Annotated in this window: 28 protein-coding genes, 1 tRNA gene and 1 other RNA gene; 19 read left to right on the plus strand and 11 right to left on the minus strand. The window is 66.0% G+C overall.

From position 1 onward, the window contains the following. Nucleotides 1-8: 8 nt before the first annotated feature. The 10 genes from moaA (at nucleotide 9) to AC16HO_RS01045 (ending at nucleotide 5,879) form a co-directional block, all read left to right on the plus strand. Nucleotides 9-1,070 carry a GTP 3',8-cyclase MoaA gene (gene moaA / locus AC16HO_RS01000; RefSeq protein WP_395644091.1) on the plus strand — a complete coding sequence of 354 codons (1,062 nt, stop codon included), beginning with the start codon at nucleotides 9-11 and terminating at the stop codon, nucleotides 1,068-1,070. Continuing rightward, nucleotides 1,070-1,582 (plus strand): cyclic pyranopterin monophosphate synthase MoaC, encoded by a 513-nt coding sequence (gene moaC, locus AC16HO_RS01005; RefSeq protein WP_395644092.1) that lies wholly within the window; start codon nucleotides 1,070-1,072, stop codon nucleotides 1,580-1,582. Before moaA ends, moaC begins: the two co-directional genes overlap by 1 nt. Next, a complete protein-coding gene (locus tag AC16HO_RS01010) occupies nucleotides 1,579-1,818 on the plus strand; it encodes a MoaD/ThiS family protein (protein WP_395644093.1) in 240 nt (79 codons plus the stop codon). Before moaC ends, AC16HO_RS01010 begins: the two co-directional genes overlap by 4 nt. Nucleotides 1,819-1,835: 17 nt before the next feature. Further along, nucleotides 1,836-2,252, plus strand: coding sequence for a molybdenum cofactor biosynthesis protein MoaE (locus tag AC16HO_RS01015; protein ID WP_395644131.1), 417 nt, complete (start codon nucleotides 1,836-1,838; stop codon nucleotides 2,250-2,252). Nucleotides 2,253-2,333: 81 nt separating this feature from the next. Beyond that, nucleotides 2,334-2,426, plus strand: a tRNA-Ser gene (locus tag AC16HO_RS01020). Nucleotides 2,427-2,441: 15 nt separating this feature from the next. Then, nucleotides 2,442-2,538: signal recognition particle sRNA small type (gene ffs / locus AC16HO_RS01025), an RNA gene on the plus strand. A 214-nt stretch (nucleotides 2,539-2,752) separates the two neighbouring features. Continuing rightward, the gene (gene dnaX, locus AC16HO_RS01030) at nucleotides 2,753-4,474 is read left to right on the plus strand and encodes a DNA polymerase III subunit gamma/tau (RefSeq protein WP_395644094.1); all 1,722 of its coding nucleotides are present in this window, start codon (nucleotides 2,753-2,755) and stop codon (nucleotides 4,472-4,474) included. A 14-nt stretch (nucleotides 4,475-4,488) separates the two neighbouring features. After that, complete coding sequence (locus AC16HO_RS01035; protein ID WP_395644095.1) at nucleotides 4,489-4,812, plus strand: YbaB/EbfC family nucleoid-associated protein; 324 nt, start codon at nucleotides 4,489-4,491, stop codon at nucleotides 4,810-4,812. A 111-nt stretch (nucleotides 4,813-4,923) separates the two neighbouring features. Next, nucleotides 4,924-5,523: a recombination mediator RecR gene (gene recR, locus AC16HO_RS01040; RefSeq protein WP_395644096.1), complete on the plus strand. Its 600-nt coding sequence runs from the start codon at nucleotides 4,924-4,926 to the stop codon at nucleotides 5,521-5,523. 11 nt (nucleotides 5,524-5,534) lie between these two features. Beyond that, entirely contained in the window at nucleotides 5,535-5,879 is a 345-nt protein-coding gene (locus AC16HO_RS01045) for a histidine triad nucleotide-binding protein (protein ID WP_395644097.1), read from the plus strand. Between the two features lie 21 nt (nucleotides 5,880-5,900). On the opposite strand, the gene AC16HO_RS01050 is transcribed toward AC16HO_RS01045, so the two are convergent. The 6 genes from AC16HO_RS01050 to AC16HO_RS01075 all read right to left on the minus strand — a co-directional run bounded on the left by AC16HO_RS01050 (nucleotide 5,901) and on the right by AC16HO_RS01075 (nucleotide 12,003). Next, nucleotides 5,901-6,518: a Slp family lipoprotein gene (locus AC16HO_RS01050; protein WP_395644098.1), complete on the minus strand. Its 618-nt coding sequence runs from the start codon at nucleotides 6,516-6,518 to the stop codon at nucleotides 5,901-5,903. Between the two features lie 75 nt (nucleotides 6,519-6,593). Beyond that, on the minus strand, nucleotides 6,594-7,202 hold the full coding sequence (locus AC16HO_RS01055) for a Slp family lipoprotein (RefSeq protein ID WP_395644099.1): 609 nt from the start codon (nucleotides 7,200-7,202) through the stop codon (nucleotides 6,594-6,596). Nucleotides 7,203-7,354: 152 nt separating this feature from the next. Further along, on the minus strand, nucleotides 7,355-9,340 hold the full coding sequence (locus tag AC16HO_RS01060; RefSeq protein WP_484335255.1) for a transglutaminase TgpA family protein: 1,986 nt from the start codon (nucleotides 9,338-9,340) through the stop codon (nucleotides 7,355-7,357). Further along, nucleotides 9,337-10,332, minus strand: coding sequence for a DUF58 domain-containing protein (locus AC16HO_RS01065; protein ID WP_395644101.1), 996 nt, complete (start codon nucleotides 10,330-10,332; stop codon nucleotides 9,337-9,339). Before AC16HO_RS01065 ends, AC16HO_RS01060 begins: the two co-directional genes overlap by 4 nt. Nucleotides 10,333-10,343: 11 nt before the next feature. Then, nucleotides 10,344-11,309 (minus strand): AAA family ATPase, encoded by a 966-nt coding sequence (locus AC16HO_RS01070; RefSeq protein ID WP_395644102.1) that lies wholly within the window; start codon nucleotides 11,307-11,309, stop codon nucleotides 10,344-10,346. A 94-nt stretch (nucleotides 11,310-11,403) separates the two neighbouring features. After that, on the minus strand, nucleotides 11,404-12,003 hold the full coding sequence (locus AC16HO_RS01075) for a Maf family protein (RefSeq protein ID WP_395644103.1): 600 nt from the start codon (nucleotides 12,001-12,003) through the stop codon (nucleotides 11,404-11,406). Between the two features lie 106 nt (nucleotides 12,004-12,109). On the opposite strand from AC16HO_RS01075, the gene AC16HO_RS01080 reads away from it, so the two are divergent. The 7 genes from AC16HO_RS01080 to fabF all read left to right on the plus strand — a co-directional run bounded on the left by AC16HO_RS01080 (nucleotide 12,110) and on the right by fabF (nucleotide 17,548). After that, nucleotides 12,110-12,616, plus strand: a complete 507-nt coding sequence (locus AC16HO_RS01080) for a YceD family protein (protein ID WP_395644104.1) — start codon at nucleotides 12,110-12,112, stop codon at nucleotides 12,614-12,616. Between the two features lie 25 nt (nucleotides 12,617-12,641). Continuing rightward, nucleotides 12,642-12,836: a 50S ribosomal protein L32 gene (gene rpmF, locus AC16HO_RS01085; RefSeq protein WP_026293495.1), complete on the plus strand. Its 195-nt coding sequence runs from the start codon at nucleotides 12,642-12,644 to the stop codon at nucleotides 12,834-12,836. 139 nt (nucleotides 12,837-12,975) lie between these two features. Further along, nucleotides 12,976-13,944, plus strand: a complete 969-nt coding sequence (locus AC16HO_RS01090; protein ID WP_395644105.1) for a beta-ketoacyl-ACP synthase III — start codon at nucleotides 12,976-12,978, stop codon at nucleotides 13,942-13,944. A gap of 60 nt (nucleotides 13,945-14,004) precedes the next feature. Then, entirely contained in the window at nucleotides 14,005-14,988 is a 984-nt protein-coding gene (fabD, locus tag AC16HO_RS01095) for an ACP S-malonyltransferase (RefSeq protein WP_395644106.1), read from the plus strand. A gap of 37 nt (nucleotides 14,989-15,025) precedes the next feature. Next, nucleotides 15,026-15,769: a 3-oxoacyl-ACP reductase FabG gene (gene fabG, locus AC16HO_RS01100; protein ID WP_395644107.1), complete on the plus strand. Its 744-nt coding sequence runs from the start codon at nucleotides 15,026-15,028 to the stop codon at nucleotides 15,767-15,769. Nucleotides 15,770-15,881: 112 nt separating this feature from the next. After that, nucleotides 15,882-16,121 (plus strand): acyl carrier protein, encoded by a 240-nt coding sequence (gene acpP / locus AC16HO_RS01105; protein WP_018974565.1) that lies wholly within the window; start codon nucleotides 15,882-15,884, stop codon nucleotides 16,119-16,121. Between the two features lie 188 nt (nucleotides 16,122-16,309). Further along, nucleotides 16,310-17,548: a beta-ketoacyl-ACP synthase II gene (gene fabF, locus AC16HO_RS01110; protein ID WP_395644108.1), complete on the plus strand. Its 1,239-nt coding sequence runs from the start codon at nucleotides 16,310-16,312 to the stop codon at nucleotides 17,546-17,548. Nucleotides 17,549-17,665: 117 nt separating this feature from the next. Here fabF and AC16HO_RS01115 read toward each other — a convergent pair whose 3' ends face one another. Further along, entirely contained in the window at nucleotides 17,666-18,508 is an 843-nt protein-coding gene (locus AC16HO_RS01115) for a tetratricopeptide repeat protein (RefSeq protein WP_395644109.1), read from the minus strand. 75 nt (nucleotides 18,509-18,583) lie between these two features. Here AC16HO_RS01115 and ligA point away from each other — a divergent pair, with 75 nt between their 5' ends. Both ligA and epmA read left to right on the plus strand, forming a co-directional pair. Beyond that, complete coding sequence (gene ligA, locus AC16HO_RS01120) at nucleotides 18,584-20,680, plus strand: NAD-dependent DNA ligase LigA (RefSeq protein ID WP_395644110.1); 2,097 nt, start codon at nucleotides 18,584-18,586, stop codon at nucleotides 20,678-20,680. Then, the gene (epmA, locus tag AC16HO_RS01125; RefSeq protein ID WP_395644111.1) at nucleotides 20,670-21,632 is read left to right on the plus strand and encodes an EF-P lysine aminoacylase EpmA; all 963 of its coding nucleotides are present in this window, start codon (nucleotides 20,670-20,672) and stop codon (nucleotides 21,630-21,632) included. Before ligA ends, epmA begins: the two co-directional genes overlap by 11 nt. A 6-nt stretch (nucleotides 21,633-21,638) precedes the next feature. Here the strand turns inward: epmA and AC16HO_RS01130 are convergent, their stop codons facing one another. From AC16HO_RS01130 to prpF, 4 genes are read right to left on the minus strand one after another with little or no spacing between them, the layout of a single operon-like run. Further along, on the minus strand, nucleotides 21,639-22,091 hold the full coding sequence (locus AC16HO_RS01130) for a DUF2127 domain-containing protein (RefSeq protein ID WP_395644112.1): 453 nt from the start codon (nucleotides 22,089-22,091) through the stop codon (nucleotides 21,639-21,641). Beyond that, a complete protein-coding gene (locus AC16HO_RS01135; protein WP_395644113.1) occupies nucleotides 22,092-22,781 on the minus strand; it encodes a DUF2461 domain-containing protein in 690 nt (229 codons plus the stop codon). A 58-nt stretch (nucleotides 22,782-22,839) separates the two neighbouring features. Continuing rightward, nucleotides 22,840-24,276: an exodeoxyribonuclease I gene (gene sbcB, locus AC16HO_RS01140; protein WP_395644114.1), complete on the minus strand. Its 1,437-nt coding sequence runs from the start codon at nucleotides 24,274-24,276 to the stop codon at nucleotides 22,840-22,842. Between the two features lie 34 nt (nucleotides 24,277-24,310). Beyond that, the gene (gene prpF / locus AC16HO_RS01145; RefSeq protein ID WP_395644115.1) at nucleotides 24,311-25,507 is read right to left on the minus strand and encodes a 2-methylaconitate cis-trans isomerase PrpF; all 1,197 of its coding nucleotides are present in this window, start codon (nucleotides 25,505-25,507) and stop codon (nucleotides 24,311-24,313) included.

Consider the following 25,507-nt stretch of genomic DNA (forward strand, 5'->3'; position numbering starts at 1 on the left):
GGCGGCGGATGGCAGTGAGCAGCGACATTCCAATCCAACTGGTTTCGGCAAGCCCCGCGCCGCCGCACGATGCGCTCGCGCGCCCGCTGCGCGACTTGCGCATCTCGGTGATCGACCGCTGCAATTTCCGCTGCCCGTACTGCATGCCCGAGGATCAGTACGCACAGGACTATGAATTTCTCAGCAAGGACCAGCGCCTGCGCTTCGAGGAGATCGAGCGCCTCGCGCGTGCGTTCGTCGCGCAAGGCGTGCGCAAGCTGCGTCTGACCGGTGGCGAGCCGCTGCTGCGTCGCGATCTGCCGCATCTGATCGAGATGCTCGCGCGTATCCCCGGCATCGAGGACATCGCGATGACGACCAACGGCGTGCTGCTGCCGAAGTTCGCGCAGGCGTTGCGCGATGCCGGCTTGCACCGGTTGACCGTGTCGCTCGATACGCTCGATGCGGCGACCTTCCGTACGCTCTGCGGCGGCCGCGGCGAAGTCGCGGAGGTGCTCGCCGGGATCGATGCCGCCGAACGCGCAGGTTTTGCGAAGATCAAGCTCAACTGCGTGGTCATGCGCGGCGTCAACGATGCACAGGTGCTCGATCTGGTCGAGCGTTTCCGCGGCACCGGGCACATCGTGCGGTTCATCGAGTACATGGACGTCGGCACGGTCAATCACTGGCGCGGCGACATGGTGGTGCCGAGTGCGGAGTTGATCGCGCGCCTGGCCGCGCGCTGGCCGCTCGAACCGCTGCAGCCGAACTATCGCGGCGAAGTCGCCGAACGCTACCGCTTCGCCGACGGCGCCGGCGAAGTCGGGTTCATCAGTTCGGTCTCGCAGCCGTTCTGCGGCGACTGTTCGCGTGCGCGTCTGTCGGCTGACGGCAAATTGTATACCTGCCTGTTTGCACGCCTGGGGTACGATTTGCGCGAGTCGCTGCGCGCCGGTGCGAGCGACGAAGAGCTGGCTGCTCTGATCACGCAGCGCTGGACGCGGCGCACTGACCGCTACAGCGAACAGCGCGCCGAATTGCGCGCGCGCGGCGAGCAGAAGCACGTCGAAATGTTCGCGGTGGGTGGGTGATGGCGAGCGTGAAAAGAACCAACTCGCGAAGACTGACTCACGTCGGTGCCGACAATCTTCCACGCATGGTCGATGTCGGCGCGAAGAAGGTTACTGCGCGCTCTGCCACGGCGCGGGCCATCGTGCGGTTCCCCGTCGCCATTGCGCGCGCGCTGCGCGACGGCGGTATGCGCGCGAAGAAGGGGCCGGTGATCGACACCGCGATCATCGCCGGCACGCTCGCAGCCAAGCGCACGCACGAGCTGATTCCATTCTGCCATCCGCTCGCGATCGAACGTTGCGACATCGCTGCGCAGTTCGCCACCGACACCGATCTGGAAATCCACTGCACGGTGGCCGTCGCGCACAAGACCGGCGTCGAGATGGAGGCGTTGACCGGCGCAAGCATCGCCGCGCTTACGGTCTACGACATGTGCAAGGCGCTGTCGCACGAGATCGTCGTGGCCGACTTGCGCCTCGTGGAAAAATCGGGCGGCAAGCGCAAGGTACGCGGCGGGAAAATCCTCCCATGAAGTATCGCGTGCTCTATTTCGCCTCGCTGCGCGACCGCGCCGGCATGGACGTGGAGCAGGTCGAATCGTTCGCCACCGACGCGCGTGGCCTGTACAGCGAATTGCGCGCACGGCACGGTTTCACGATGGGCGAGGAACGCCTGCGTGTCGCGGTCAATGGCGCATTCGCGCAGTGGGCGCAGACGCTGCACGAAGGGGATGAAGTCGTGTTTCTGCCGCCGGTGAGCGGAGGCTGACGGTGGGCGTATTCCACATCAGCGCCGAGCCGATCGACGCCGCCGCGCTCGCGCGCTCCCTCGCGCATGCACGCGCAGGTGCCTGCGTGACGTTCGAAGGCTGGGTGCGCGATCACAACGACGGCCGCGCCGTGCATCGCCTCGACTACCAGGCCTATGCGCCGCTCGCGCAGAGCGAGGGCGAGCGCATCATCAAAGAAGCAGGCGAGAAGTTCGCCATCGTCGAGGCGTGCTGCGTGCATCGTGTGGGATCGCTCGCGATCGGCGATCTGGCCGTGTGGGTCGGGGTAAGTTCTGCGCATCGCGGCGCCGCGTTCGACGCCTGCCGCTACATCATCGACGAGGTGAAACTGCGTGTACCGATCTGGAAGAACGAGCACTATGCTGGAGGCGAGTCGGGGTGGTTGCACCCGGACAATACGCCGGTCGTTTGAAAGGGCGTACAATTCGCTGTGCGGCAACGGGTTTGCTTGTTTGCGGAGCGGCCGTCCTGTATCCTGCGCGGCCTTTCCAGCGGAGAGATGTCCGAGTGGTTGAAGGAGCACGCCTGGAAAGTGTGTAAGCGGCTTATACCCGCTTCGCGGGTTCGAATCCCGCTCTCTCCGCCATTTCCATGGCGGTCCCGTTGGTTCTCTCGCGACGATAGTTTGCAAACCCCGCCAGGGCCGGAAGGCAGCAACGGTAGTGAATGACTCGGGTGCCGGGATGCGGCTGGCGGGACTGCCACCTATTTATTCTTGCGTTCGTCCCTGAACGCGAAGATCACAAAGCGGCCATCCTCGGCCGCACTTCTCGAGAAAGCTCCGGCGCAAGCCGGCATTCGTTTTATCTCCGCTCGTATTTTTGCTTCGCGTTCCGCATCTTTGCCTTGCCCCCGGCAACTTGCGACAATCGCCGCTTGTCGAACGAGCTTTCGGGCGTCATCTCAATCCACATGTCCTACCAAGTCCTCGCACGCAAGTGGCGGCCGAAGAAGTTCTCCGAACTGGTCGGGCAGGAGCACGTCGTGCGCGCGCTCAGCAACGCGCTCGATTCCGGACGCATGCACCACGCCTTCCTGTTCACCGGCACACGCGGCGTCGGCAAGACGACGATCGCGCGCATCTTCGCCAAGTCGCTGAATTGCGAGCAAGGCCAATCGTCCCACCCCTGCGGCGAATGTTCGACCTGCCGCGACATCGACGCCGGCCGCTTCATGGATTTGCTCGAAATCGACGCGGCCAGCAACACCGGCGTCGACGACGTGCGCGAGGTGATCGAGAATGCGCAGTACACGCCCTCGCGCGGGCGCTACAAGGTCTACCTGATTGACGAAGTGCACATGCTGTCGAAGTCGGCGTTCAATGCGCTGCTGAAGACGCTGGAAGAACCGCCGCCGCACGTGAAGTTTCTGCTCGCCACCACCGATCCGCAGAAGCTGCCGGTGACGGTGCTGTCGCGTTGCCTCAAGTTCAATCTCAAGCGCCTTCTGCCCGAGCAGATCAGCGGGCAGATGGGGCGCATTCTGGAAGCCGAAACGATTGCGTTCGAACCCGAGGCGCTGACCGAGCTCGCTCGCGGGGCCGATGGTTCGCTGCGCGACGGTCTCTCGCTGCTCGACCAGGCGATCGCCTACGGCGCGGGCGCGGTACGCGCGGCCGAGGTGCGCACGATGCTCGGCACGATAGCGCGCGGTCAGGTGCATGCGTTGCTCGGTCAGGTGCATGCCGGCGACGGCGCGGCGCTGATGGCCGAGGTCGATCGGCTTGCCGAGTTTTCCCCGGACTTCGCCCAGGTACTCGACGAGATTGCCGGCGTGTTGCATCGCGTGCAGCTGAAGCAACTCGTACGCGACTACGCAGCGACGAACCAAGACGATGAGGCGGGCATCGCCGCCCTGGCTGCGGCGCTGTCGCCCGAGGAAACCCAGTTGTACTACCAGCTCGCCATCGTCGGTCGGCGCGATCTGCCGCTGGCGCCGACCGCGCGCGCGGGATTCGAGATGGCCTTGCTGCGCATGCTCGCGTTCCGGCCGGCCGACGCGGGTGGACCTACCGTCGCCGTGCCGGCGCGCAGTGCGCAGGCTTTGCCTGTCACGCCGCCGCGATCGGCTGCCATGTCTGCGCCGGTTCCTGCGGTTGCGATCGAGCAGCCCGCGCCGCGGCCGGCACAGACACCGCGCGCGACGCCGGCTGTCGCCGAGCCCGAATCCACGCTGCATGCAGGGGGGATTAACCAGACTCCTGCCGCACGCGAAGCGCAGGCCAAGCCTTTTTCCGCGGCGATGGATGCGAACGACTGGGCCGGGCTGATCGAGACCGCTGGCCTGAAAAGCGGCGCGGTCGGCGCGCTCGCGCAGCATTGCACACTGATTGCCGTCGAACAGCAGGTCGTGCGTCTCTCGCTCAAGCCCGAGCACGAACTTTTCCATGCGCCGCCGCTGGTCGCCGCGATGGAAGACAAGCTCGGTCAGGCATTGGGCCGCGCGGTCAAGGTGCGCTTCGAGAAGAACGTCAGCGCTCAGCAAGCCGAGACGCCGGCCGAAGCCGCCGGCCGCGCGCGCGACGCGCGCCAGCAGGCTGCCGAGCGCGCGCTCAACGACGATCCGATCGTGCAGGCGCTGATGCGCGACTTCGACGCGCGCCTGATTCCCGAATCCGTAAAACCGGTTGGTTGACCGAGGAGTAGTTCATGCGCGGACCCATGGCGCAGCTGATGCAACAAGCGCAACGCATGCAGGACGACCTCAAGCGCGCGCAGGAAGAGATCGCCAAGCTCGAAGTGACCGGCCAGGCCGGCGGCGGCATGGTCAGCGTGACCATGAACGGCCGCCACGAAGTGCGCCGCGTCGCGGTCGACCGCAAGGTGATGGCCGAGGATCCGGAAATGGCCGAGGATCTGATCGCCGCGGCGTTCAACGATGCGGTCAACAAGGTGGCCGCGACGAGTCAGGAAAAGATGGGCGCGGTCGCAGGGGGGGTGAATCTGCCGGCAGGGTTCAAGCTGCCGTTCTGACCTTTTCGCTCGTCATTCCGGCGAAAGCCGGAATCCAGCGACTTTTCTTTTTTAGTACCTAGCAGAGCAAAGACACTGGATTCCGGCTTTCGCCGGAATGACGAGCTGAGTATGTCCTCGCCACTTTTGAACGAATTGATCGATGCCCTGCGCTGCCTGCCCGGCGTCGGCGCGAAGACCGCGCAGCGCATGGCTTTCCATGTGCTCGAGCGCGATCGTACGGGTGCGAAGAAGCTGTCGGACAAGCTCGCAGCCGCGGTCGAGCGCATCGGCAACTGCACGCGCTGCCGCACGTTCAGCGAGGACGCAGTCTGCGCGACCTGCGCCAATCCGCAGCGCGATGCGAGCCTGCTTTGCGTCGTCGAGACGCCGGTCGACCAGCTCGCGGTCGAGCAGGCGACCGGCTATCGCGGGCGCTACTTCGTCCTGCTCGGCCGCCTGTCGCCGCTCGACGGCATGGGACCGAAGGAACTCGGCATCGACCTGCTCGCCGCGCGCCTCGCCGAGAACGAAGTGCGCGAGCTGATCGTCGCAACCAACCCGACGGTCGAAGGCGAGGCGACCGCGCACCTGCTCAGCCAGCTCGCGCGCGCGGCGAATGTACGCGCCACGCGCCTTGCGCACGGCGTGCCGCTCGGCGGCGAACTGGAATTCATCGACCGCGGCACGCTGGCACATGCGTTTGGTGGCCGCCAACTCATCGAAAACTGACGGAGAGGAAGATGGCAGACACGTTGTTCGACAAGATCATCCGCCGCGACATCCCCGCCGACATCGTCTACGAGGACGACGACGTGCTCGCGTTCCGCGACATCAATCCGCAGGCGCCGGTGCACGTACTGTTCATTCCGAAGAAATCGATCGCCACCTTGAACGATCTGACCGCCGACGATGCCGTCGTCATCGGCAAGCTGTTCGTCGCCGCAAGTTCGTGGGCGAAGACGCAGGGCTTCGCCGACAACGGCTACCGCTGCGTGATGAACTGCAACAAAGACGGCGGCCAGACCGTCTACCACGTCCATCTGCACCTGCTCGCCGGGCGGCAGATGCATTGGCCGCCGGGTTGAATCAAGTCGCGGTGGATTCAGTCAGTTGTGCGCGTTTTCATTGAAGAATCCATTCCGGCTGGGTGGCTCGGCCCAAGCGTAAGCCTGAGCAATTCTCAGGATCGGTAACGACACTGCGCACAATCGATCCTTGGCGACATGAATGCTGCCGGCGTAATCCGGTTGACCATGACGCTGCGGCAAGTTTTCCAGGCAGCTCGTGAACTCGGCTTCGAACACCAGCGGTTCAGCCAAGGTGCCGACGGCAGTCACCACGGCGCCGACATGGTAGATGGACTTGTCTTGGGTATCGGCTCCACAGGCCAGAAAGCGCGGCGGGGAATCAAATTTTCCGCTCTGCGTGTAGTACATCGGTCGTACGGAGTCACCATGGGTATAAGCGCTGGTGTCGAGGTTGATCGGACGTGATGTCCATTTATCCAGCGGGAATGCGGACACTTCGATGCAGCTTCCCGCATCCACGGCGCGCATTCCTGTGACGATGCCTCCCCAGCGTACCGGGGTTCCGTTGAATTTTCCTGTCGAAGCCTGGGCCGGCTCGATCGGCACGAACTCGCCGCGCAGTCGCGGCGGCGTCTGTGCGCATGCGGAAAACAGAAAGGCGGAAAGAATGATGATCGGGGGCACGAAGCTGCGCATGAACGATTCCTTTGCTCTGTCGAACAATCACAAGCAAAGACGTTTGCGCGACTTGTTCCGTTGCACCGAGTGCGGCTACTTGCCTGATTTCGGCGGCGGCGGATTCGGCCGCACGATCACGACCGGCGGGCCGCCCCAGTAACCGCCCCAACCCCAGCGCCCGCAACCGCCCCAGCCCGGTCCCCAGAACGGGTCGCCGTAGCACGGGCCCCAGAACGGGTCGTAGTAGCCGGGTGGGTAGTCGGCGCGCTTGGGCCAGAGATAGACCTCGTTCGCATCGACCCTGGCGAAGGTGTAGTCGTAGTCGCCGACTTTGTGTCGTTCGGTGCCATCGACTGCACCGACCACGGTGACGTCGCGGCCCGCCGGGTATTCGGCCGGGTCGAGGAAGCCCTGCTTGCAGGCGACGAAGCGGCCCTGGCTCCGGTCGCGACGTTTCGGTCGCGCGTCGTCATAGAGTTCGCGCGAGAGGATCTCGAAGCAGGTGCGGTCCGCGCGCGGTTCGACCTTGATGATCTCGCCGCCCCAGCGCACGCGCTGGCCGCTCGCGTTCTGCGCGACGGCCTGCTGCGGCGTGGTCGCGGCGAAGTCGTTGCCCGCGAGCGGCGCGGGAACGGTCGCGCAACCGGCGAGCAGGGCGCTGGCGCCGATCGTGAATGCTGATGTTTTCAGGACGTGACGCATAAGGCACCTCGTTGACTATGGCTGCGGTGGACGCCGCTGCGGCGAATTCCTGCCGTACTCGCAAACAGGACGAGTGTCCGGGCTCCTGCGTCGCATTCTAAGTCCGCCGCGGCGGCAGGAACGTAAACATTTGCAAGGGACGCGGACGCCGTTCAGCTGCGGGTTTCGAGACGAAGGCGGCGCACGCGGCGGGCGAATTCCACGATTCCCTCCATGGGCGGAAACGCACGAGCGTAGCGCAGGCCGACATAGTCCGCGAACAGCCGCTGAACTTCGCTCGCGCAACGTTGAGACAACGGCTGCGCAACCCGCAACCTGCGTGCGTAGGTCAACGGCCCTTCGTTGTCGCTGCGCGGCGCGCCGACGCGCGCGAGCTTCCCGCACAGTGCGTCGTACGCGGCATCGAGCGGCGCGGCGCGGCGCCGCGACGTACGCATTGCCCAGAGGGTGGCGGCGACGAGCATCAGGCCGCTTGCGCCGATCAGCAGCCAGAGCAGGGTGTCGGGTTCGATATGGTCGATGCCGAGCGGACGCAGCAGGGCCCGCTGGCGTTGGCCGTTGAACTGCACGACGAGGTTGTTCCAGGCGTGGTTGACCAGGTCGATCCGATTGCGCGTTGCGAGCCACCAGCCTCGATACCAGGTGCGTTCGCCGAGCGTGGCGGCCTGCGCACCGAATTCGACACGCGTCGGGCTCACCGCCGCGGTCGGATCGACGCGCATCCAGCCGCGTCCGGCACGCCAGACTTCGGCCCAGGCGTGCGCGTCGGATTGGCGCACGAGCAGGTAGTCGCCGACCGGATTGAAGTAGCCGCCCTGGTAGCCGGTGACGACGCGCGCCGGGATGCCGGCCCCGCGCATCAACACGACGAACGCGGCGGCAAAGTGCTCGCAGAATCCACGTTTCGTCCCGAACAGGAAATCGTCGACCGAGTCGCGCCCGAGCGGCGGCGGCGACAACGTGTAGAAGAATGCGTCGTGGAAAAGATCCAGCGCGGCACGCACGATCGCGTCGTCGTCCGGCAACTCTCGGCGCCAGCTCCGGCCTTGTTCGACGCTGCGCGGATTGAAGCCGCCGGGCAATGCCAGGGTTGCGGCGCGCAGGTCTGCCGACAGGTCCCGATCGAAGCGGTAGTCCGGCAGCGAACGCGCGCGATATCGGAACAGTTCGGTGACCGGGCGCCGGCGCACGAGGCTCATGTCGCGGCCGCGCTGTGTTTCCGCGGGGATGTCCACGGGCACGTCCAGCGCGAACAGCCACGGCTTGTCGCTCGCTTCGAGGGTGATTGCGTAGCCGATCGCGGCGCTGCCCGCGGTCGCTTCGCGTGCGTCCGGAGGGGCGATGCCGGTTTCGCGTCGACGCCAGGTTTCACCGTCGAAGTCGGTAAGCACCGGGCCGCGCCAATACAGCTGCGCGCGCGGCGGCGGCGTGCCGTCGAAGTCGACGCGGAATGCGGCGCTGTCGTCGAGCAGCAGGTTCTGCACCGACCCGGGCGACATGGTGTCGCTGATCCCGGTGCGCGCGCCTGCGTCGGCTGGCGTGCGCCACAGCGGCGAGTCGAGGCGCGGGATGAAGAGAAAGCCGCACAGGGCCAGCGGAGCGGCGATGGCGAGCGAGATCAGGCTGGCGCGCAGCGTCGGCCAGCAGGCGCGCAGGGATGATGCCGGTTTCGGGGCCGTGACCGCCTGCGGCTCAAGCTCGCGCAACGCGGCGAGCAGCAGCACCACACCAGCGAACGTGGCGAGGGTGAACGCGAGACTGGTGTCGAACAGCAGCGCGCTCATCAGGGTGAAGCTGGCGAAACAGATCGCCGCGAGCGCGTCGCGCCGTGTGCGCGTTTCCAGCAGTTTCGAGGCGAGCATCGCGCAGGCGAGCGCACTGCCGGGTTCGCGGCCGATGACGCTGCGGTATTGCACGATCAGCACCAGGGCGAAAACCGCGATCAGGACGAGCTTGATCCAGCCCGGCAACGCGCTGCCGCCGCGCCGCCGGTGCAACCAGCTCGCCGCAACGAGCGCGAGTGCGAGGGCGGTGATGATGGCCGGCAGGTGCGGCGCGTGCGCGAGCACAGCAGCGAGCACCGCCGCGCCAACCCAGCTGAATTGGCGCATGGTCAATATCGGGGAGGGGCCGCTCACGACGCGCGCTCCGGCATCAGCGCAAGTTCGCGCAGGCAGGCGTGGCGGTGTGCGGGTCCGAGCGCCGCGTCGATGCGCGTTTGCGGCAGCTCCAGGCGGTACGGCGTCTGCGCGCTCTCGGCGCATTCGATCCAGGCGGCAAGACGCGAGATGCGTGCTTCCGCATCGAGGCCGTCGAGACGATTCCATGCCAGCACGATTTCATGGCCGCGTCGCGATTCGAATTGCTTGACCAGCAGGTGGTCCCGACGTGCGCTTGCCTTCCACGCGATCTGCCGGAGCGGGTCGCCCGCGCGGTATTCGCGCAGCAAGCCGAATTCGTCCTCGTCGCGCGCGGCGATCTGTGCGCGCGCGTCGCCTTGGCCCTGCGGCAGCGGCGGCGCATTGGATTCGATGCGCGGATAGACGAGGGCACTCTGCTCGGGATGCAACCAGCTCCAGACGTGGAACAGGCCGTACGGATGTTCGGTCCACACGCGGACGCGTCCGATCGGTTGCCAGCCTCGGCGCGGCGCCGGCAGGCTTGCCTCGACGGTCTGCACGCCATCGGCCGCAAGCGCGAATGCCGTTGCCGATCCGCCTTCGCCGTTTTCCATGCGCAGCCAGAGACCGTGTTTTCGCGCCCGTGTGGCGGAGCCGAACAGCAGGGTCAGCGGCAACCGATCGCCGGCGTGGCAGGAGTGCGCCTTGATCGACCGGAGTTCGACGCGGTTGAGCGTGCGGAATGCAGTGAATACGCTCAGATAGGCGGCCGCACCAAGCAGGCAGGTCAGCAGCAATGCCGGGTTGTTCGCGTAGTTGAGCGAGCCGATCAACATGACCAGCAGCATCGCCGAATAGGCCAGGCCGAAGCGCGACGGAACGACGTAGATGCGCCGCCGGTGCAGCAGGATGGGCAGCGCTTCTGCGCGCTTGAGCCGGGTCAGTGCGGGCAGGCGCCGTTCGGCGAGGCTTTGCAGGGTCGACCAGCCCGAGGCGAGCGCGGCGCGCATCGATGCGGTCTTCAGCGTACCGCAACCTGTTCGAGCAGACGGCGCGCCAGATCCTCGCGCGTGGCGCCGCTTGCCGCCGCGGGAATCAGGCGATGCGCGGCGATCGCGGCGAAGACGGCTTGCACGTCTTCGGGCAGGCAGTAACCACGGCCATCGAGCAGGGCGTGCGCGCGCGCGGCCTGCAGCAGGGCGAGGCCGGCGCGTGGCGACAGGCCGACGCGAATCTGCGCGTGGCTGCGGCTCGCGCCGAGCAAGGCCTGCACATAGTCGATCAGCGCCGCACTCACCAGCACGCGCGTAGCCGCGGCGCGCAGCTCGACTGCCTGCGTGGTGTCGAGTCGCGGCACGAGTCGTGCGATCAGCTCGCGGCGGTCGCTCGCAGTCAGCAGGGCGCGTTCGGCGTCGCGATCCGGATAGTCCAGGCCGATGCGCAGCATGAAACGGTCGAGCTGCGAGTCGGGCAGGGCGAAGGTGCCGGCCAGGTCCAGCGGGTTCTGCGTGGCGACGACGAAGAACGGTTCCGGCAGCGCATGGGTCGTGCCGTCGGCGGTGACCTGGTGCTCGGCCATCGCTTCGAGCAGCGCGCTCTGCGCCTTCGGCGTCGCGCGGTTGATCTCGTCGGCGAGCACGAGTTGCGCGAACAGCGGGCCGGGGTGGAACTTGAACGCGCCGTCGCCGCGTTCGTAGATGCCGACGCCGATGATGTCGGACGGCAGCAGGTCGGCGGTGAACTGGATGCGCGAAAACGACAGGTCGAGCGTAGCCGCGAGCGCGTGCGCGAGCGTGGTCTTGCCGACTCCAGGCAGGTCCTCGATCAGCAGATGGCCGCCGGCGAGAAAACAGGCGAAGGCGAGCTGCACCTGCGCGGCCTTGCCGAGGACGACGCCATTGACCTGCGCGACGGCGTCGTCGAGCGCGCGATGAAGGCCGGAATCGAGCGGCGGCGCAGCGGCGGTTGTGGCGAGCGATACGGACATGCGGCGTGGACTCCCGGAGATGACCCGAGTATAGGCATTTCGCGCAATCGCAAGTTGCGTGGCGACGCGTTCTGCGATCCGCGGCGCGGATTTCCTAGACGATTTCGATGCGCGCCTCGCGCAGCAGCCGGCACAACGCGATCAGCGGGAGTCCGACCAGCGCCGTCGGATCCTGTGATTCGATCTTTGCGAACAAGGCGATGCCGAGACTTTCCGATTTGAAGCTGCCGGCGCAATCGAACGGTTTCTCGCGCGTCAGGTAGCGCTCGATCTCCGTGTCGTCGAGGTGGCGAAACGCGACCGCCGTCGTGTCGATCGCATGGAATTCGCGCGCGGGTGCGTGGCGGGTGTCGATCACGCAGACCGCGGTGTGGAAAACAACGCGGTTGCCGCTGCTCGCGCGCAACTGCGCGCGAGCGCGATCGATGTCGCCGGGTTTGCCGAGGATCCGGCCGACGCAATCAGCGACCTGATCGGAACCGATCACGACGGCGCCCGGGTTCAGGGCCGCGACGGCGCGCGCCTTGGCCGCAGCCAGACGGGTCGCGAGCCGTGTCGGCGTCTCGCCGGGCTGCGCGGTTTCGTCTACCTGCGGCGACTGCTGGCGAAACGGCGCACCCAACCGGGTCAGCAATTCGCGGCGATAGGTGGAGGTCGAAGCGAGAACGAGGTCGGTGTCGGCGAGGGCGGTCATGGGCTTATTCTCGCCCGAAACCCGATGTTCGGGTGCGCCGACGCGAAACACCTAAAACCGCGAAATGATTGACTTTGTGTGCTGCGGAACCTACCATCGCGCACCCGTGAATCACACCTTGCCCGAGCTGGTCGATCCGTGGCGCATGGTGAGTGCGAGGCGCACGTTCGCTGGCCGCCTGCCGCTGGCTTCGATGAAGCGCTTGGCCGACGGCCTCGCGGATACCTCAGGGGAAGTCGAATACGAGCTTGATTTCGACAAGGATCAGGCCGGCGTGTCCGGTGTCCGTGTCAGGGCGAAAGCGGCGTTGCCGCTGATCTGTCAGCGCACGCTGGAGCGTTTCGAGCAACCGGTCGAGATCGATGCGAAGCTCGGTTTCATCGTCGACGAGGAAGACGAGGCGGCCTTGCCGGCCGGCTACGAGGCGTTGTTGCTCGATCCCGCGGGCCTGCGTCCGGCCGATGTGGTCGAGGACGAGTTGATTCTGGCCCTGCCGGTGTTTCCGGTGAAGCCGGGAACGCAGGAAATGCAACACGAATGGAAGGATGCCGTCGCCACGCAGGACACGGCGAAGCCGAACCCGTTCGCGGTGCTGAAGAATGTAAAACTGTAGTTGCATATATTTTCGGAGAAGTATCATGGCCGTTGCCAAAAGCCGTAAGTCCCCGTCCCGCCGCGGCATGCGCCGCGCGCACAACGCGCTCAGCGCCAAGCAGCTCGGCACCGACCCGACCTCGGGCGAGACCCATCTGCGCCACAATGTCACCAAGGACGGCTACTACCGTGGCCGCAAGGTGATCGACAGCAAGACCCCGGTGCACGAAGAAGACTGATTCGCCTGCTCGGGCGATTCGCAAGCCGTGATTGCCGCTCCGGCAACGATGAAAACCGCGAAGTGTTCCGCCGCCACGGTTTCGCCGTGGCGCGCGCGCGCGCTCGCGTCGCGCGATTGAGCGCGACAGGGGAGAAGACATGACCTACGCACGCATCGCGGGCACCGGCAGTGCTTTGCCGGAACGCGTCATCAGCAACGCCGAGCTCGCGGCGCGCGTCGAAACTTCGGACGAATGGATCGCCGAGCGCACCGGCATCCGCCAGCGCCACATTGCCGCCGAGGGCCAGACCACGGGTGACCTCGCCTATGCCGCCGCCACGGCGGCGCTGCAGGCCGCCGGCGTCGATGCCAGGCAGATCGACCTGATCGTGATCGGCACGACCACGCCCGATCTCGTATTCCCCTCGACCGCCTGCCTGCTCCAGCATCGGCTCGGGGCGAACGGTTGCGCCGCGTTCGACGTCAATGCGGCCTGCTCGGGCTTTCTTTACGCGCTGACCGTCGCCAACCAGTTCATCCGCACCGGCATGGCCAGGACCGCGCTCGTGGTCGGCGCGGAAACGCTGTCGCGCTTTCTCGACTGGTCGGACCGTTCCACCTGCGTGCTGTTTGGCGACGGCGCCGGCGCGGTCGTGCTGCAGGCCGCTGACGAACCGGGCATCCTGTCCAGCCACATCCACGCCGACGGCGGTTACAAGGAGCTGCTGTGGAATCCGGTCGGCGTTTCGACCGGCTTCACCGACGAAAAAAACCACGGCCTGAAAGTGCTCATGCAGGGCCGCGAAGTATTCAAGGTCGCGGTGAAGACGCTCGACCGCGTGGTCGAGGAAACGTTGGAAGCGAACCAGCTCGACCGCCACCAGCTCGACTGGCTGATCCCGCATCAGGCCAACCTGCGCATCATCGAGGCGACCGCAAAGCGACTCGACATGCCGATGGACAAAGTCATCGTCACCGTCGACAAACACGCCAACACATCGGCCGCCTCGGTGCCGCTCGCGCTCGACTATGCCGTGCGTTCGGGCAAGGTGCAACGAGGCCAGTTGCTGCTGCTGGAAGCGTTCGGCGGCGGCTTCACCTGGGGCTCGGCGCTGTTGCGCTACTGATCGTCGGCACTTGCGTCGACCTGCATTTCCGCACAAGTACGTTTTCCAATCCTTGGCGCCATGAACGAATCCACTGCACCCGCGGATCAGCTTCCTTCGAACTCTCCGGCGAAGTCCGCCTTCGTCTTTCCCGGCCAGGGTTCGCAGTCGTTGAACATGCTTTCCGACCTCGCCGGCGAATTCTCCATCGTCGAGGAGACTTTCAAGGAAGCTTCGAGCCGCGTCGGCCTCGATCTGTGGGTGCTTGCCCAGGAGGGGCCGCAAGATGCCCTCAACCGCACCGAGAACACGCAGCCGGCACTACTGGCCGCCGGCGTTGCCGTGTGGCGCGTGTGGCGGCAACTCGGCGGCGCGCTTCCCGACGTACTCGCGGGGCACAGTCTGGGCGAGTACACCGCGCTGGTCTGCGCCGAAGCGTTGCCACTGGCCGAAGCCGCGGCGCTCGTTGCCGAGCGTGGGCGCCTGATGCAGGCGGCGGTGCCGCCCGGCGTTGGCGCGATGGCCGCGGTGCTCGGCGGCGACGATGCGCAGATCGCGCAGGTTTGCGCCGAGGTCGCGCAGGATCAAATCGTCGCCCCGGCCAACTTCAACGCGCCCGGCCAGCTCGTCATCGCCGGCCATGCCGAGGCGGTCGATCGCGCGCTCGCGCGGCTTGCCGAACTCGGCGTGAAGAAGGCGGTGAAGCTGGCAGTCAGCGTGCCCTCGCATTGCATGTTGATGCGCGGCGCGGCCGACAAGCTCGCCGAGCGCTTCGACACGCTCGCCTGGCAGACGCCGCGAATCCCGGTCGTGCAGAACGCCGACGCGAAATCGTTCAACGATCTCGCCGACATCCGCGCCGCACTCTCGCGCCAGCTTTACCAGCCCGTGCGCTGGACCGAGAGCGTGCAGGCGCTCGCCGGCGCCGGCGTCAAGCGCGCGGCCGAATGCGGGCCGGGCAAAGTGCTGACCGGTTTGTTCAAGCGCATCGATCGCACCCTCGACGTGCGCGCGATCGGCGCACCGGCGGATTTGCAGCAGGCGATCGCCGACTGGAAAAGCTGAACGCCCCTTCGACCACTCTGTTCACTGCGAGGTAAGCATGTCCGCAAGTCTCCTGGGCGAAGTCGCCCTCGTCACCGGCGCGAGCCGCGGCATCGGCGCAGCGATTGCCGACACGCTGACCGCGCGGGGTGCGAAAGTCATCGGCACGGCGACCACCGAAGCCGGCGCTGCCGCGATCGGCGAGCGCCTGGCCGCGCATGGGGGCGTCGGCCGGATGCTCGACGTCACCGACGGTGCCGCGGTCGAAAAGCTGATCGGCGACATCGCCGGGGAATTCGGCGCGGTGACGATTCTGGTCAACAATGCCGGTATCACGCGCGACCAGCTCCTGATGCGCATGAAAGACGAGGACTGGCAGGCGATCCTCGACACCAACCTGACTTCGGTCTACCGTACGAGCAAGGCGGTGATGCGCGGCATGATGAAGGCGCGCAAGGGCCGCATCGTCAGCATCGCCTCGGTCGTCGGCGTCACCGGCAATCCGGGGCAGGCGAACTACGCCGCGGCGAAGGCCGGCATCATCGCGTTCTCCAAGTCGCTCGCGCGCGAGATCGGCTCGCGCGGCATCACGGTCAACGTCGTCGCGCCCGGTTTCATCGATACCGACATGACGCGCGCCCTGACCGAGGACCAGCGTGGCGCGCTGCTCGGCCAGATCGCGCTGGGCCGCCTTGGTGCGGCAGAGGACATCGCCAACGCAGTGGCGTTCCTTGCCTCGCCTGCTGCCGCCTACATCACCGGCGAGACCTTGCACGTCAACGGTGGCATGTACATGCCCTGAGGTCGCGTCGGGCCGCGCTGGTGCGATCGCCGCGTATGCCCTACAATCCGCCCGGTCCGGGGTTAGCCCTTTTTCGCAACTTTTCTGCCTGCCTTGTGAGGTAAGTATCACCATGAGCACCATCGAAGAACGCGTCAAGAAGATCGTCGTCGAACAACTGGGCGTCAAAGAGGATGAAGTCACGCCGAATGCGTCCTTCGTCGACGATCTTGGCGCCGACTCGCTCGACACGGTCGAGCTCGTCATGGCGCTCGAAGAGGAATTCGAATGCGAAATCCCCGACGAGGAAGCCGAGAAGATCACCACCGTGCAGCAGGCGGTCGACTACATCAAGGCCCACGTCAAGCCCTGATTTCGTCGCCATCCGACGGTACGAACTGCGCCCGCGAGGCGCAGTTCGCGTTTCTGCTCCCGGGGAACGGGCGTTTGAAAATGCGTCAATCCTGGCGGATTTTTATTGAAGAGTGCGGCCAGGGATGGCCGCTTCTTGACTTTCGCGATCAAGGACGAGCGCAAAGGTAAATCGCAAAGGCAAACCTTATGAGCAAGCGGCGCGTAGTGGTCACCGGCCTCGGCATTGTCAGCCCGGTCGGCAACGATGTGGCGACGGCGTGGAAGAACATCCGTGAGGGCGTGAGCGGCATCGGCGCGGTCACGCATTTCGACGCGAGCGCGTTTCCGACGCGCATCGCCGGCGAGGTACGCGATTTCAACCCCGAGGCCTACATCCCGCACAAGGATGTGAAGAAGATGGATCCGTTCATCCATTACGGCATCGCGGCCTCGATGCAGGCGCTCAATGATGCCGGCCTGTCCACGCACGAGCACGACGCCGAGCGCATCGGTGTCGCGGTCGGTGCGGGCATCGGTGGTATCCACACGATCGAGGAAACCGCGATCACCTATCACGAGCGTGGCCCGCGCAGGATCTCGCCGTTCTTCGTGCCAAGCTCGATCATCAACATGGCTGCGGGCAATCTGTCGATCATGCTTGGTCTGAAGGGGCCGAACATAGCCTGCGTCACCGCCTGCACGACGGCGACGCACAACATCGGCCTGGCCATGCGCATGATCCAGTACGGCGATGCCGATGCGATGGTCGCCGGCGGCGCCGAATATGCAACCTGCGGCACTGCGATGGGCGGATTCTGCTCGGCGCGCGCGATGTCCACGCGCAACGACGAGCCGACCAGGGCCAGCCGTCCCTGGGACAAGGATCGCGACGGCTTTGTCCTGTCCGACGGTGCCGGCGTGCTCGTGCTCGAAGAATACGAACACGCGAAAAAGCGTGGCGCCCGAATCCATTGCGAACTTGTCGGCTTCGGCATGTCGGGCGACGCGTACCATATCACCGCGCCGAGCGAGGGCGGCGAAGGCGCGGCGCGCTGCATGCGCAACGCGCTCAACGACGGCGGCATCAATCCTGTCGAGGTTGGCTACATCAACGCGCACGGCACCTCGACGCCGCTCGGCGACGTCGGTGAGGTGCTCGCGGCGAAAGCCGTGTTCGGCGACCACGCGTACAAACTCGCGGTAAGCTCGACCAAGTCGATGACCGGCCATCTGCTCGGTGCGGCCGGAGGCATCGAAGCGATCTTCTCGATCCTGGCGTTGCGCGACGGCGTGCTGCCGCCCACGATCAATCTCGACGAGCCGGGCGAAGGCTGCGATCTCGACTTCGTGCCGAACGTGGCGCGTGAGGCGAAGGTAGACATCGCCGTGTCGAACTCGTTCGGGTTCGGCGGCACCAACGGGTCGCTGGTGTTCCGCCGCGTCTGAGCGCGCGCGCGCGGGCGTGCCCGGCTGTTTCCACGGTTGCGGCAAGCGGCGCGGTTTCCGCGCACGAGCGCGCGAAGGCCGGGCTGAGGCGAGCGAGCGCGTTCGCCGCGTGCGACGCTACTCGATCTGCTCCTTCGCCCAGGCCGCATCGAGCGCTTCCATCGCATCCTTCGGCTTGAGCTTCGCCGCCTTGGCGTAGGCCTCGGCAACCTCATCCTCGCGCTTGTCGCCGTGCAGGAGCATCAGCGCGTTGCCGTACTCGACCCACGCGATCGGCGAATCGGGGGTGAGTTTGAGCGCTTCCTTGAGCTGCTTTTCCGCTTCGGCCGCGCTCGCGCCGTAAGTCAGCTTGGCGAGCATGCCGCCGACCTTGCCGACGATCTCGGCGTGGTAGACGCCGAGCGCGGTATGCGCCTCGGCGTGCTTGGGCGCGAGCTTGAGCGTCTTGTCCAGCGATTCCTTGACCTTGCCGCCGATGCCCTGCGCCAGCGCCTGTGTAATCGACAGCGTCTGGCTGTAGCGGCCAAGTGCGAACGCGCGGCGATAGTGCGAATTGGCCTCGCCGGGCAGCGCCGTGATCGCCTCGTCGGCGAGCTTGGCCAGCGTATCGAAGCGCGTGGTCTTTTCCTTGTCGCTGTCGACGAGGTAGGTCGCATGGATGCCGCCAGCCTTGATCGCGACCGACGCGCCCAACGCCTTCAGCGCAATGCCGGCCTCGTAGGCTTCATGGAAATCGCCGCGATGAAAGGCGCGCCAGGCGTCCTGCAGCGCATCGGCGGTCTTTGCCGCGTCCTTGCCGAGCTTGGGATTGGCCTTGAGCAGCTTGGCCACGTGTTTTTCGTCGGGCAACGGCTCCTGATCGCCGGCGTGCAGTTTGGCCCAGGCCTTGGCGAGCTTGTCGCCCGCGTAGTCGTAGGCCTTGTCCGAGTGTGGAAACGCCTTCCAGTTCGATTTCGCCATCGTGGTCTCCCCGTTGGATGCGGCAAGCTTCCGGCAAGCGCGGTGCAACATGCAAGGTGTTGCTAAAATCCCGCCATGAGCGCAACCGTTTCAAACGATATCGCCCACCGCGCGGCAGTTCTGCGCGAAAAACTGGACGAAGCCAGCCATCGTTATCACGTGCTGGACGCACCGACGATTCCCGACGCCGAGTACGACGCACTGATGCGCGAACTCGAGGCGCTGGAAGCGGCGCACCCCGAACTCGTCACCTCCGATTCGCCGACGCAGCGTGTCGGTGCCGCGCCGTCGAGCGAGTTTGCCGAAGTGCGCCACGACATCCCGATGCTGTCGCTCGCGAACGCGTTCAACGACGAGGAGATCGCCGAGTTCGTTCGCCGCATTCGCACGCGCCTCGGCGGCGACGACGGTCGGCCGCTGACGTTTTCGGTCGAACCCAAGTTCGACGGCCTCGCGATCAGCCTGCGTTACGAGAAGGGCCGCTTCGTGCGCGGCGCGACACGCGGCGACGGCGAGAGCGGCGAGGACGTGACCGCGAACCTGCGCACGATCAAGCAGATCCCGCTAAAGCTGCATGGCAAGGACTGGCCCGCCGTGCTCGAAGTGCGCGGCGAGGTCTACATGCCGCGTGCCGGTTTCGAGAAGTACAACGAGCTGGCGCGCAACTCCGGCGGCAAGATCAAGCTGCTGATCAATCCGCGCAACGCCGCCGCCGGTTCGCTGCGCCAGCTCGATCCGCGCATCACCGCAAAGCGACCGCTCGCGTTTTACGCCTACGCGGTCGGCGTGGTCGAGGGCGGCACGCTGCCACCGACGCATGCGCAGACGCTGCACCGGCTGCGCGACTGGGGCTTCCCGCTCAGCAAGCTTGTCTCCACAGCGGAAGGCGAGAGCGGTTGCTTGGCCTACTACCGCCGCATCGGCGCGCAGCGCGATGCGCTGCCGTTCGATATCGACGGTGTCGTCTACAAGCTCGACGACCTCGCCCTGCAGCGCGAGCTCGGCTTCGTCGGACGCACGCCACGCTGGGCGATCGCGCACAAGTTCCCGGCGCAGGAGCAGACCACCACGGTCGAGGCGATCGACATCAACATCGGCCGCACCGGCGCGGCCACGCCGACCGCGCGACTGAAGCCGGTCTTCGTCGGCGGCGTCACCGTGACCAACGCGACGCTGCACAACGCCGACCAGGTCGCGCGCCTCGACGTGCGCATCGGCGACACGGTGATCGTGCGCCGCGCGGGCGATGTGATTCCCGAAGTCGTCAGTGTCGTCGCCGATGCGCAACATGCCGCGCGGCCGCCGTGGGCGATGCCGGCGACGTGCCCCGTCTGCGGCTCGGAAATCGTGCGCGAGGAGGGCGAGGCGGTCGCGCGCTGCACCGGCGGCTTGAGTTGCGCCGCCCAGGTCCAGCAGGCGATCTTCCATTTCGCTTCGCGTCGCGCGATCGACATCGACGGCCTTGGCGAGCGCTACATCGAGGATCTGACCGAACTCGGCTATGTCCAATCGGTGGCCGACCTGTACAAGCTTACGCTGGACGACCTGCTCGAGATGAAGCGCCGCGCCGACGAGCGCGACGGCACGACCCCGGAGACGGTCAAGTCTGGCAAGGTCGCGACCAAGTGGGCCGAAAATGTGATCGCCGCGATCGACCGCAGTCGCGGGACGACGCTGGAGCGCTTCCTCTATGCGTTAGGCATTTCCGACGTGGGCGAGACAACGGCCAAAGCGCTCGCGCGCTGGTTCGGTTCGCTCGATTCACTGATGGCGGCCGATGTGGATGCCTTGCAAACCGTGCCTGATGTCGGCCCGATCGTGGCCGCGCATGTCGCCCGTTTCTTCGCTCAGCCGCACAATCGCGACGTGATCGCCGAGTTGCGCGCCCGTGGTGTGGCGTGGACCGAGCACGAGCCGCAACGCACGATCGACGGCCCTCTTGCCGGCAAGACGGCCGTGCTGACCGGCGCCCTCGGCGCGCTGACGCGTGAGGAGGCCAGGGCGCGACTCGAAGCACTCGGCGCCAAGGTTGCAGGTAGCGTGTCGAAGAAAACGAGCTTCGTCGTCGCCGGTGCGGAAGCCGGGTCCAAACTCGACAAGGCCAACGAGCTCGGCGTCGAGGTCTGGGACGAGGCGCGGCTGCTTGAATTCCTGAAAATACATGAAGTCTGACGGACCGCTTGCGGCGTTGCGCCTGCGCGCGCGCCTGTACGCGCAGATTCGCGGCTTCTTCGCGCAGCGCGGCGTGCTCGAAGTCGGGACGCCGATTCTCTCCGCGGCAGGCAACACCGATCCGAACATCGAGAGTTTCAACACGCGCTTCGCGGGCCACTCCGATGCGGGTGTGGCGTTGCGCTGGCTGCGCACGTCGTCGGAATTCGCACAGAAACGCCTGCTCGCCGCGGGCGTCGGCGACAACTACGAACTGGGGCGCGTATTCCGCAACGGCGAGGCGGGGCGGCGACACAACCCCGAGTTCACGATGCTCGAGTGGTATCGCGTCGGCTGGGATCACGTGCGATTGATCGACGAAACCGTCGAACTCGTGCATGCGGCGCTGGTGCTTGTCGGCAGGCGGGCCGAGGTAAAAAAACTCACGTATCGCGATCTGTTTGTTTCGACCCTGGGCGTGGATCCGTTCAACGCGAGCGAAGCCGAATTGCGTGTCGCGCTCGGCGAAGTGACGATCGACGCGCATGGTCTGGAGCGCGACGACTGGCTCGATCTGTTGCTCACGCACCGCATCCAGCCGACGTTTCCGGCCGGCCGCATCAGCGTGATCCACGACTATCCGGCGACGCAGTGCGCGTTGGCGAAGATTCGCGCAGACAATCCGCCCGTGGCCGAACGCTTCGAGTTGTACCTCGGCACGCAGGAACTCGCCAACGGCTATCACGAGCTGACCGATGCCGCCGAACAGCGCGCGCGCTTCGAGCGCGACAACGCGCGCCGGCGCGAGCGCGGGCTCATCGAAATGCCGCTCGATACGAACCTGCTTGCGGCGCTGGCGCAGGGCATGCCCGAGTGCGCCGGCGTCGCGCTCGGCATCGAGCGTCTGCTCATGGCGATGCTCGGCACCGACGACATCCGTGAGGTGTTGGCGTTTCCGTTCGCCGATGCCTGAAGGCGATCAGCCGCCGCGGCGCACGATGCGCCAGAGGTAAATCACGATCGCGACATTGACCGCGAGCGCGAGCACCTTGAGCCAGGTGAAGTGGTGGTAGATCTCCCAGACCTCGAACGGAATCAGCGAGGCGGTCGCAAACACGGTCAGGTACTCGGCCCAGCGCTTGCGCTGCCACAGGCCCCAGCCTTCGACGAGGAACAACGTCGCGTAGATGCTCGCGCCGATGCCGATCAGCTCGAACCTGCGCGGCGTCAGTCCGAGCAGCGCATCGATCCAATGCAACACCATGCCGTGACCGCTGCGCAGCGGCAGTTGCGCGATCCATCTCGCGAAATGATCGAGCGACGGCGTGCGCACGAGACGGAACGCCGCCACTGCCAACACGAGCAGGGCCAGGCCTTTGGCAAATTTGTAGATCGCGATCGCGCGCAGCGCCTTGCCGTTGCCGGTCGCCATTCAGAACTCCAGATCGAGCGATGCGCAAAGATAGTCGACCAGCGGCGCCACGCCCTTGAAGCTTTCGATCAGCAACGGCGCAAGCTCTGCCGAGGTGATCTGCGCATCACTCAGTTCGCGCGAGGCGACGAAATCCTTGCGTTTGAGATCCGCAATCAACTCATGCGCCGGATCGAGGCCCTGCGGCGCACGCGACAAGGCCTCGCCGCCGAGATGAAACGTTTCAAGAAACTTCTTGCCCCGCGTCGCCTTCTTCCACGCGGCGGGATTGTCGATGAGAAATTCGCGCACGCGCGCCAGCGTCGGCGGCTCCGGATGCCAGAGGCCGCCACCAGCAAAGCTGTCGCCGGGCTGGATGTGCATGTAGAACAGCGGCGCGTGCACCTGCGGCGCGCGTTCGTGGTAGAGGCGTGCGCCGAGCCAGGTTTTGTACGGCGTCTTGTCCTTGGCAAAACGCGTGTCGCGGTAGATGCGGAACATCGAGCCGCCGTGCGGGCGCGGATCCGCGCGATAGTGCTTGCTGATCCTGGCCAAGGGTGCAGCGAGATCGCCGATCAGGTGCAGGAACGGATCGCGCACCACGGCTTCCCAGCGCGCCTTGTGCTCGGTGAACCATTCGCGGTTGTTGTTGCGCGCGAACTCGCGCATCAGCTTGAGGCTGGTGGGGGTGAAGTAGGTCGTCGCTGCCATGATCATCGCTTCGCCGTTTCGTCGAACGGAGTGTAACGCAGCAGTACAGATCGAAGCGCTACAGCGGAACGTCGTTTCCCCAGGCTTCGAGCTGGTCGAGCAAGGCAAGCTGACCGGGACGCGTGGCCGGGGATGCGCGCAGTTGCGCGATTTCGGCGAGATAGTCGGTCAGGGTCAGCGCGGTCGCCTCGGTCTGCACGATCAGGCGCAGACGACGGAATTCGTTCCAGCGTTCGGCCTCGTCGGTGCTCAGCGTCTGCGGCCAGTTGCGTGCACGGTAGCGGAACAGCAGTTCGCTGTAGCGCGGATCAAGGAAAGGAAACTGGCGCGTACCGAGCTGCTCCGGCGGGGTGCGCCGCACTTCGCGGAACAGGCGCTTGTCCGCATCGGTCGGAAAGCCGGAATAGATCGCCAGATCGGGATCGACCGTGCCGCGTTCCTCGCGCGGCGTCGAAAAGACTTCGTGCAATTTTTCCACCAGTCCTTGCGCGTTTTGCAATTGCATGAGATGCGTCTTGCAACGCTCGACATCGAGCCCGATGCGCGCGGTGTCGACGCCGTTCAAGGCCGACAGCGGCGCCAACGCCGGCGACTTGTTCGCGTGCACGGTCTTGAGCGCAACGCGCTCGACATCCTCGGGCAGGTCGGCGCGCGGGGTGAACACGCGATCGGCGATCTCGTCGGCCGCGAGTTCGAGCAGCGGCGCGGGATCGACATCGAGGTCGTAGACGATCACGCCGTTGTTCTGGCTCGGGTGCGCGGCCAGCGGCACGATCATCGCCAGACAACCGCGCTCGGCCGGATAGCGCGAGGACACATGCAGCACCGGCGTGCGGTGCGCGTAGTCGAGCAGCTCGAATGCGCGCTGCTTGCGCCGCAATTCGAAATAGAACTGCCATAGCCGCGGCTGGCGCGCGCGCAGCAGGCGGGCGAGGGCGATCGTCGCCTGCACGTCGGACAGAGCATCGTGGGCATGCTCGTGGGCGAGATGGTTTGCCGCGGCGAGGTCTTCCAGTTTGAAGCTGGGCAGGCCGCCCTCACGCTGCGGCCATTGGATGCCCTGCGGGCGCAGCGCGTAGCACATGCGCACTAGATCGATCAGATCCCAGCGCGAATTCTTGTCCTTCCACTCGCGCTCGTAGGGATCGTGAAAATTGCGATAGAGCAGGTTGCGCGTGAATTCGTCGTCGAAGCGCAGCGAGTTGTAGCCGACGCCGCAGGTGGCGGGCACGGCGAGTTCTTCCTCAATGCGTGCGGTGAATTCGGCCTCGATCATGCCCTCGCGCTCGGCCTGTTGCGGCGAAATGCCGGTAACGAGGCAGGCGGCGGGCCGCGGCAGCACATCGGCCGCGGGTTTGCAGAAGATCGACACCGGCTCGCCGACCAGTTCGAGTTCGAGCGTGGTGCGCTGCCCGGCGAACTGCACGGCGCGATCGCGACGCGGATCGGTGCCCGAGGTCTCGTAGTCGTGCCAGAAGAAGCTTGCCGGGTTCATCGGCCAAGCTTACCGGAACGCGTCCGGTGTGCGCTCAGCCGCGCGCAAGCGCGTCGCCGGGAACGCGCACGGCACCTTCCATCAGCACGCGCGCCGAGCGCGACATGATCGCGCGGGTCACGCTCCAGCGACCATCGATGAGCTGCGCCTCGGCGCCGACGCGCAAGGTGCCGGACGGATGGCCGAAGCGCACCGCGTTGCGCTCGCCGCCACCGGCGGCGAGATTGACCAGGGTGCCCGGAATCGCCGCGGCCGTGCCGATCGCAACGGCCGCCGTGCCCATCATCGCGTGGTGCAGCTTGCCCATCGACAGCGCGCGCACGTTGAGGTCGATCTCGTTCGCGGCGACGGCCTTGCCGCTCGACGCCGTGTAGCCCTGCGCCGGCGCTACGAACGCGATCTTCGGCGTGTGCTGGCGCTGCGCGGCTTCGGCGAGATTCCCGATCAGGCCCATCTTCCGCGCGCCGTGCGCACGGATCGTCTCGAACATCGCGAGCGCCCTGGCATCGCCGTTGATTGCGTCCTGCAGCTCGGTGCCGGTGTAGCCGATGTCGGCGGCATTGAGGAAAATCGTCGGGATGCCGGCGTTGATCAGGGTCGCCTGGAACGTGCCGATGCCGGGCACGTCCAGGTCATCGACCAGATTTCCGGTCGGGAACATCGCGCCGCCGTCGTCACCCTCGTCGGCCGGATCGAGGAATTCGAGCTGGATCTCGGCCGCGGGAAAGGTGACGCCATCGAGTTCGAAGTCGCCGGTCTCCTGCACTTCGCCGTTCGTGATCGGCACGTGCGCGACGATGGTCTTGCCGATGTTCGCCTGCCAGATGCGCACCGTGCAGAGGCCCTCGCGCGGAATCTTCGCGGCGTCGATCAGCCCGCTCGAAATCGCGAACGGCCCGACCGCGGCCGAGAGATTGCCGCAGTTGCCCGACCAGTCGACGAACGGCTTGTCGATCGAGACCTGGCCGAACAGGTAATCGACATCATGATCCGCTCGCGCGCTCTTCGCGACGATCACCGTTTTGCTCGTGCTCGACGTCGCCCCGCCCATGCCGTCGATCTGCTTCGCATACGCATCGGGCGAACCGATCACGCGCAGCAGCAACGCGTCGCGCGCGGCGCCGGGCACCTGCGCGAGCTTCGGGAGATCCTGCAAGCGGAAAAAAACGCCTTTCGAGGTACCGCCGCGCAGGTATGTGGCGGGAATCTTGATCTGCGGAGCGAATGCCAT

It is taken from the genome of Rudaea sp. (assembly GCF_057139185.1).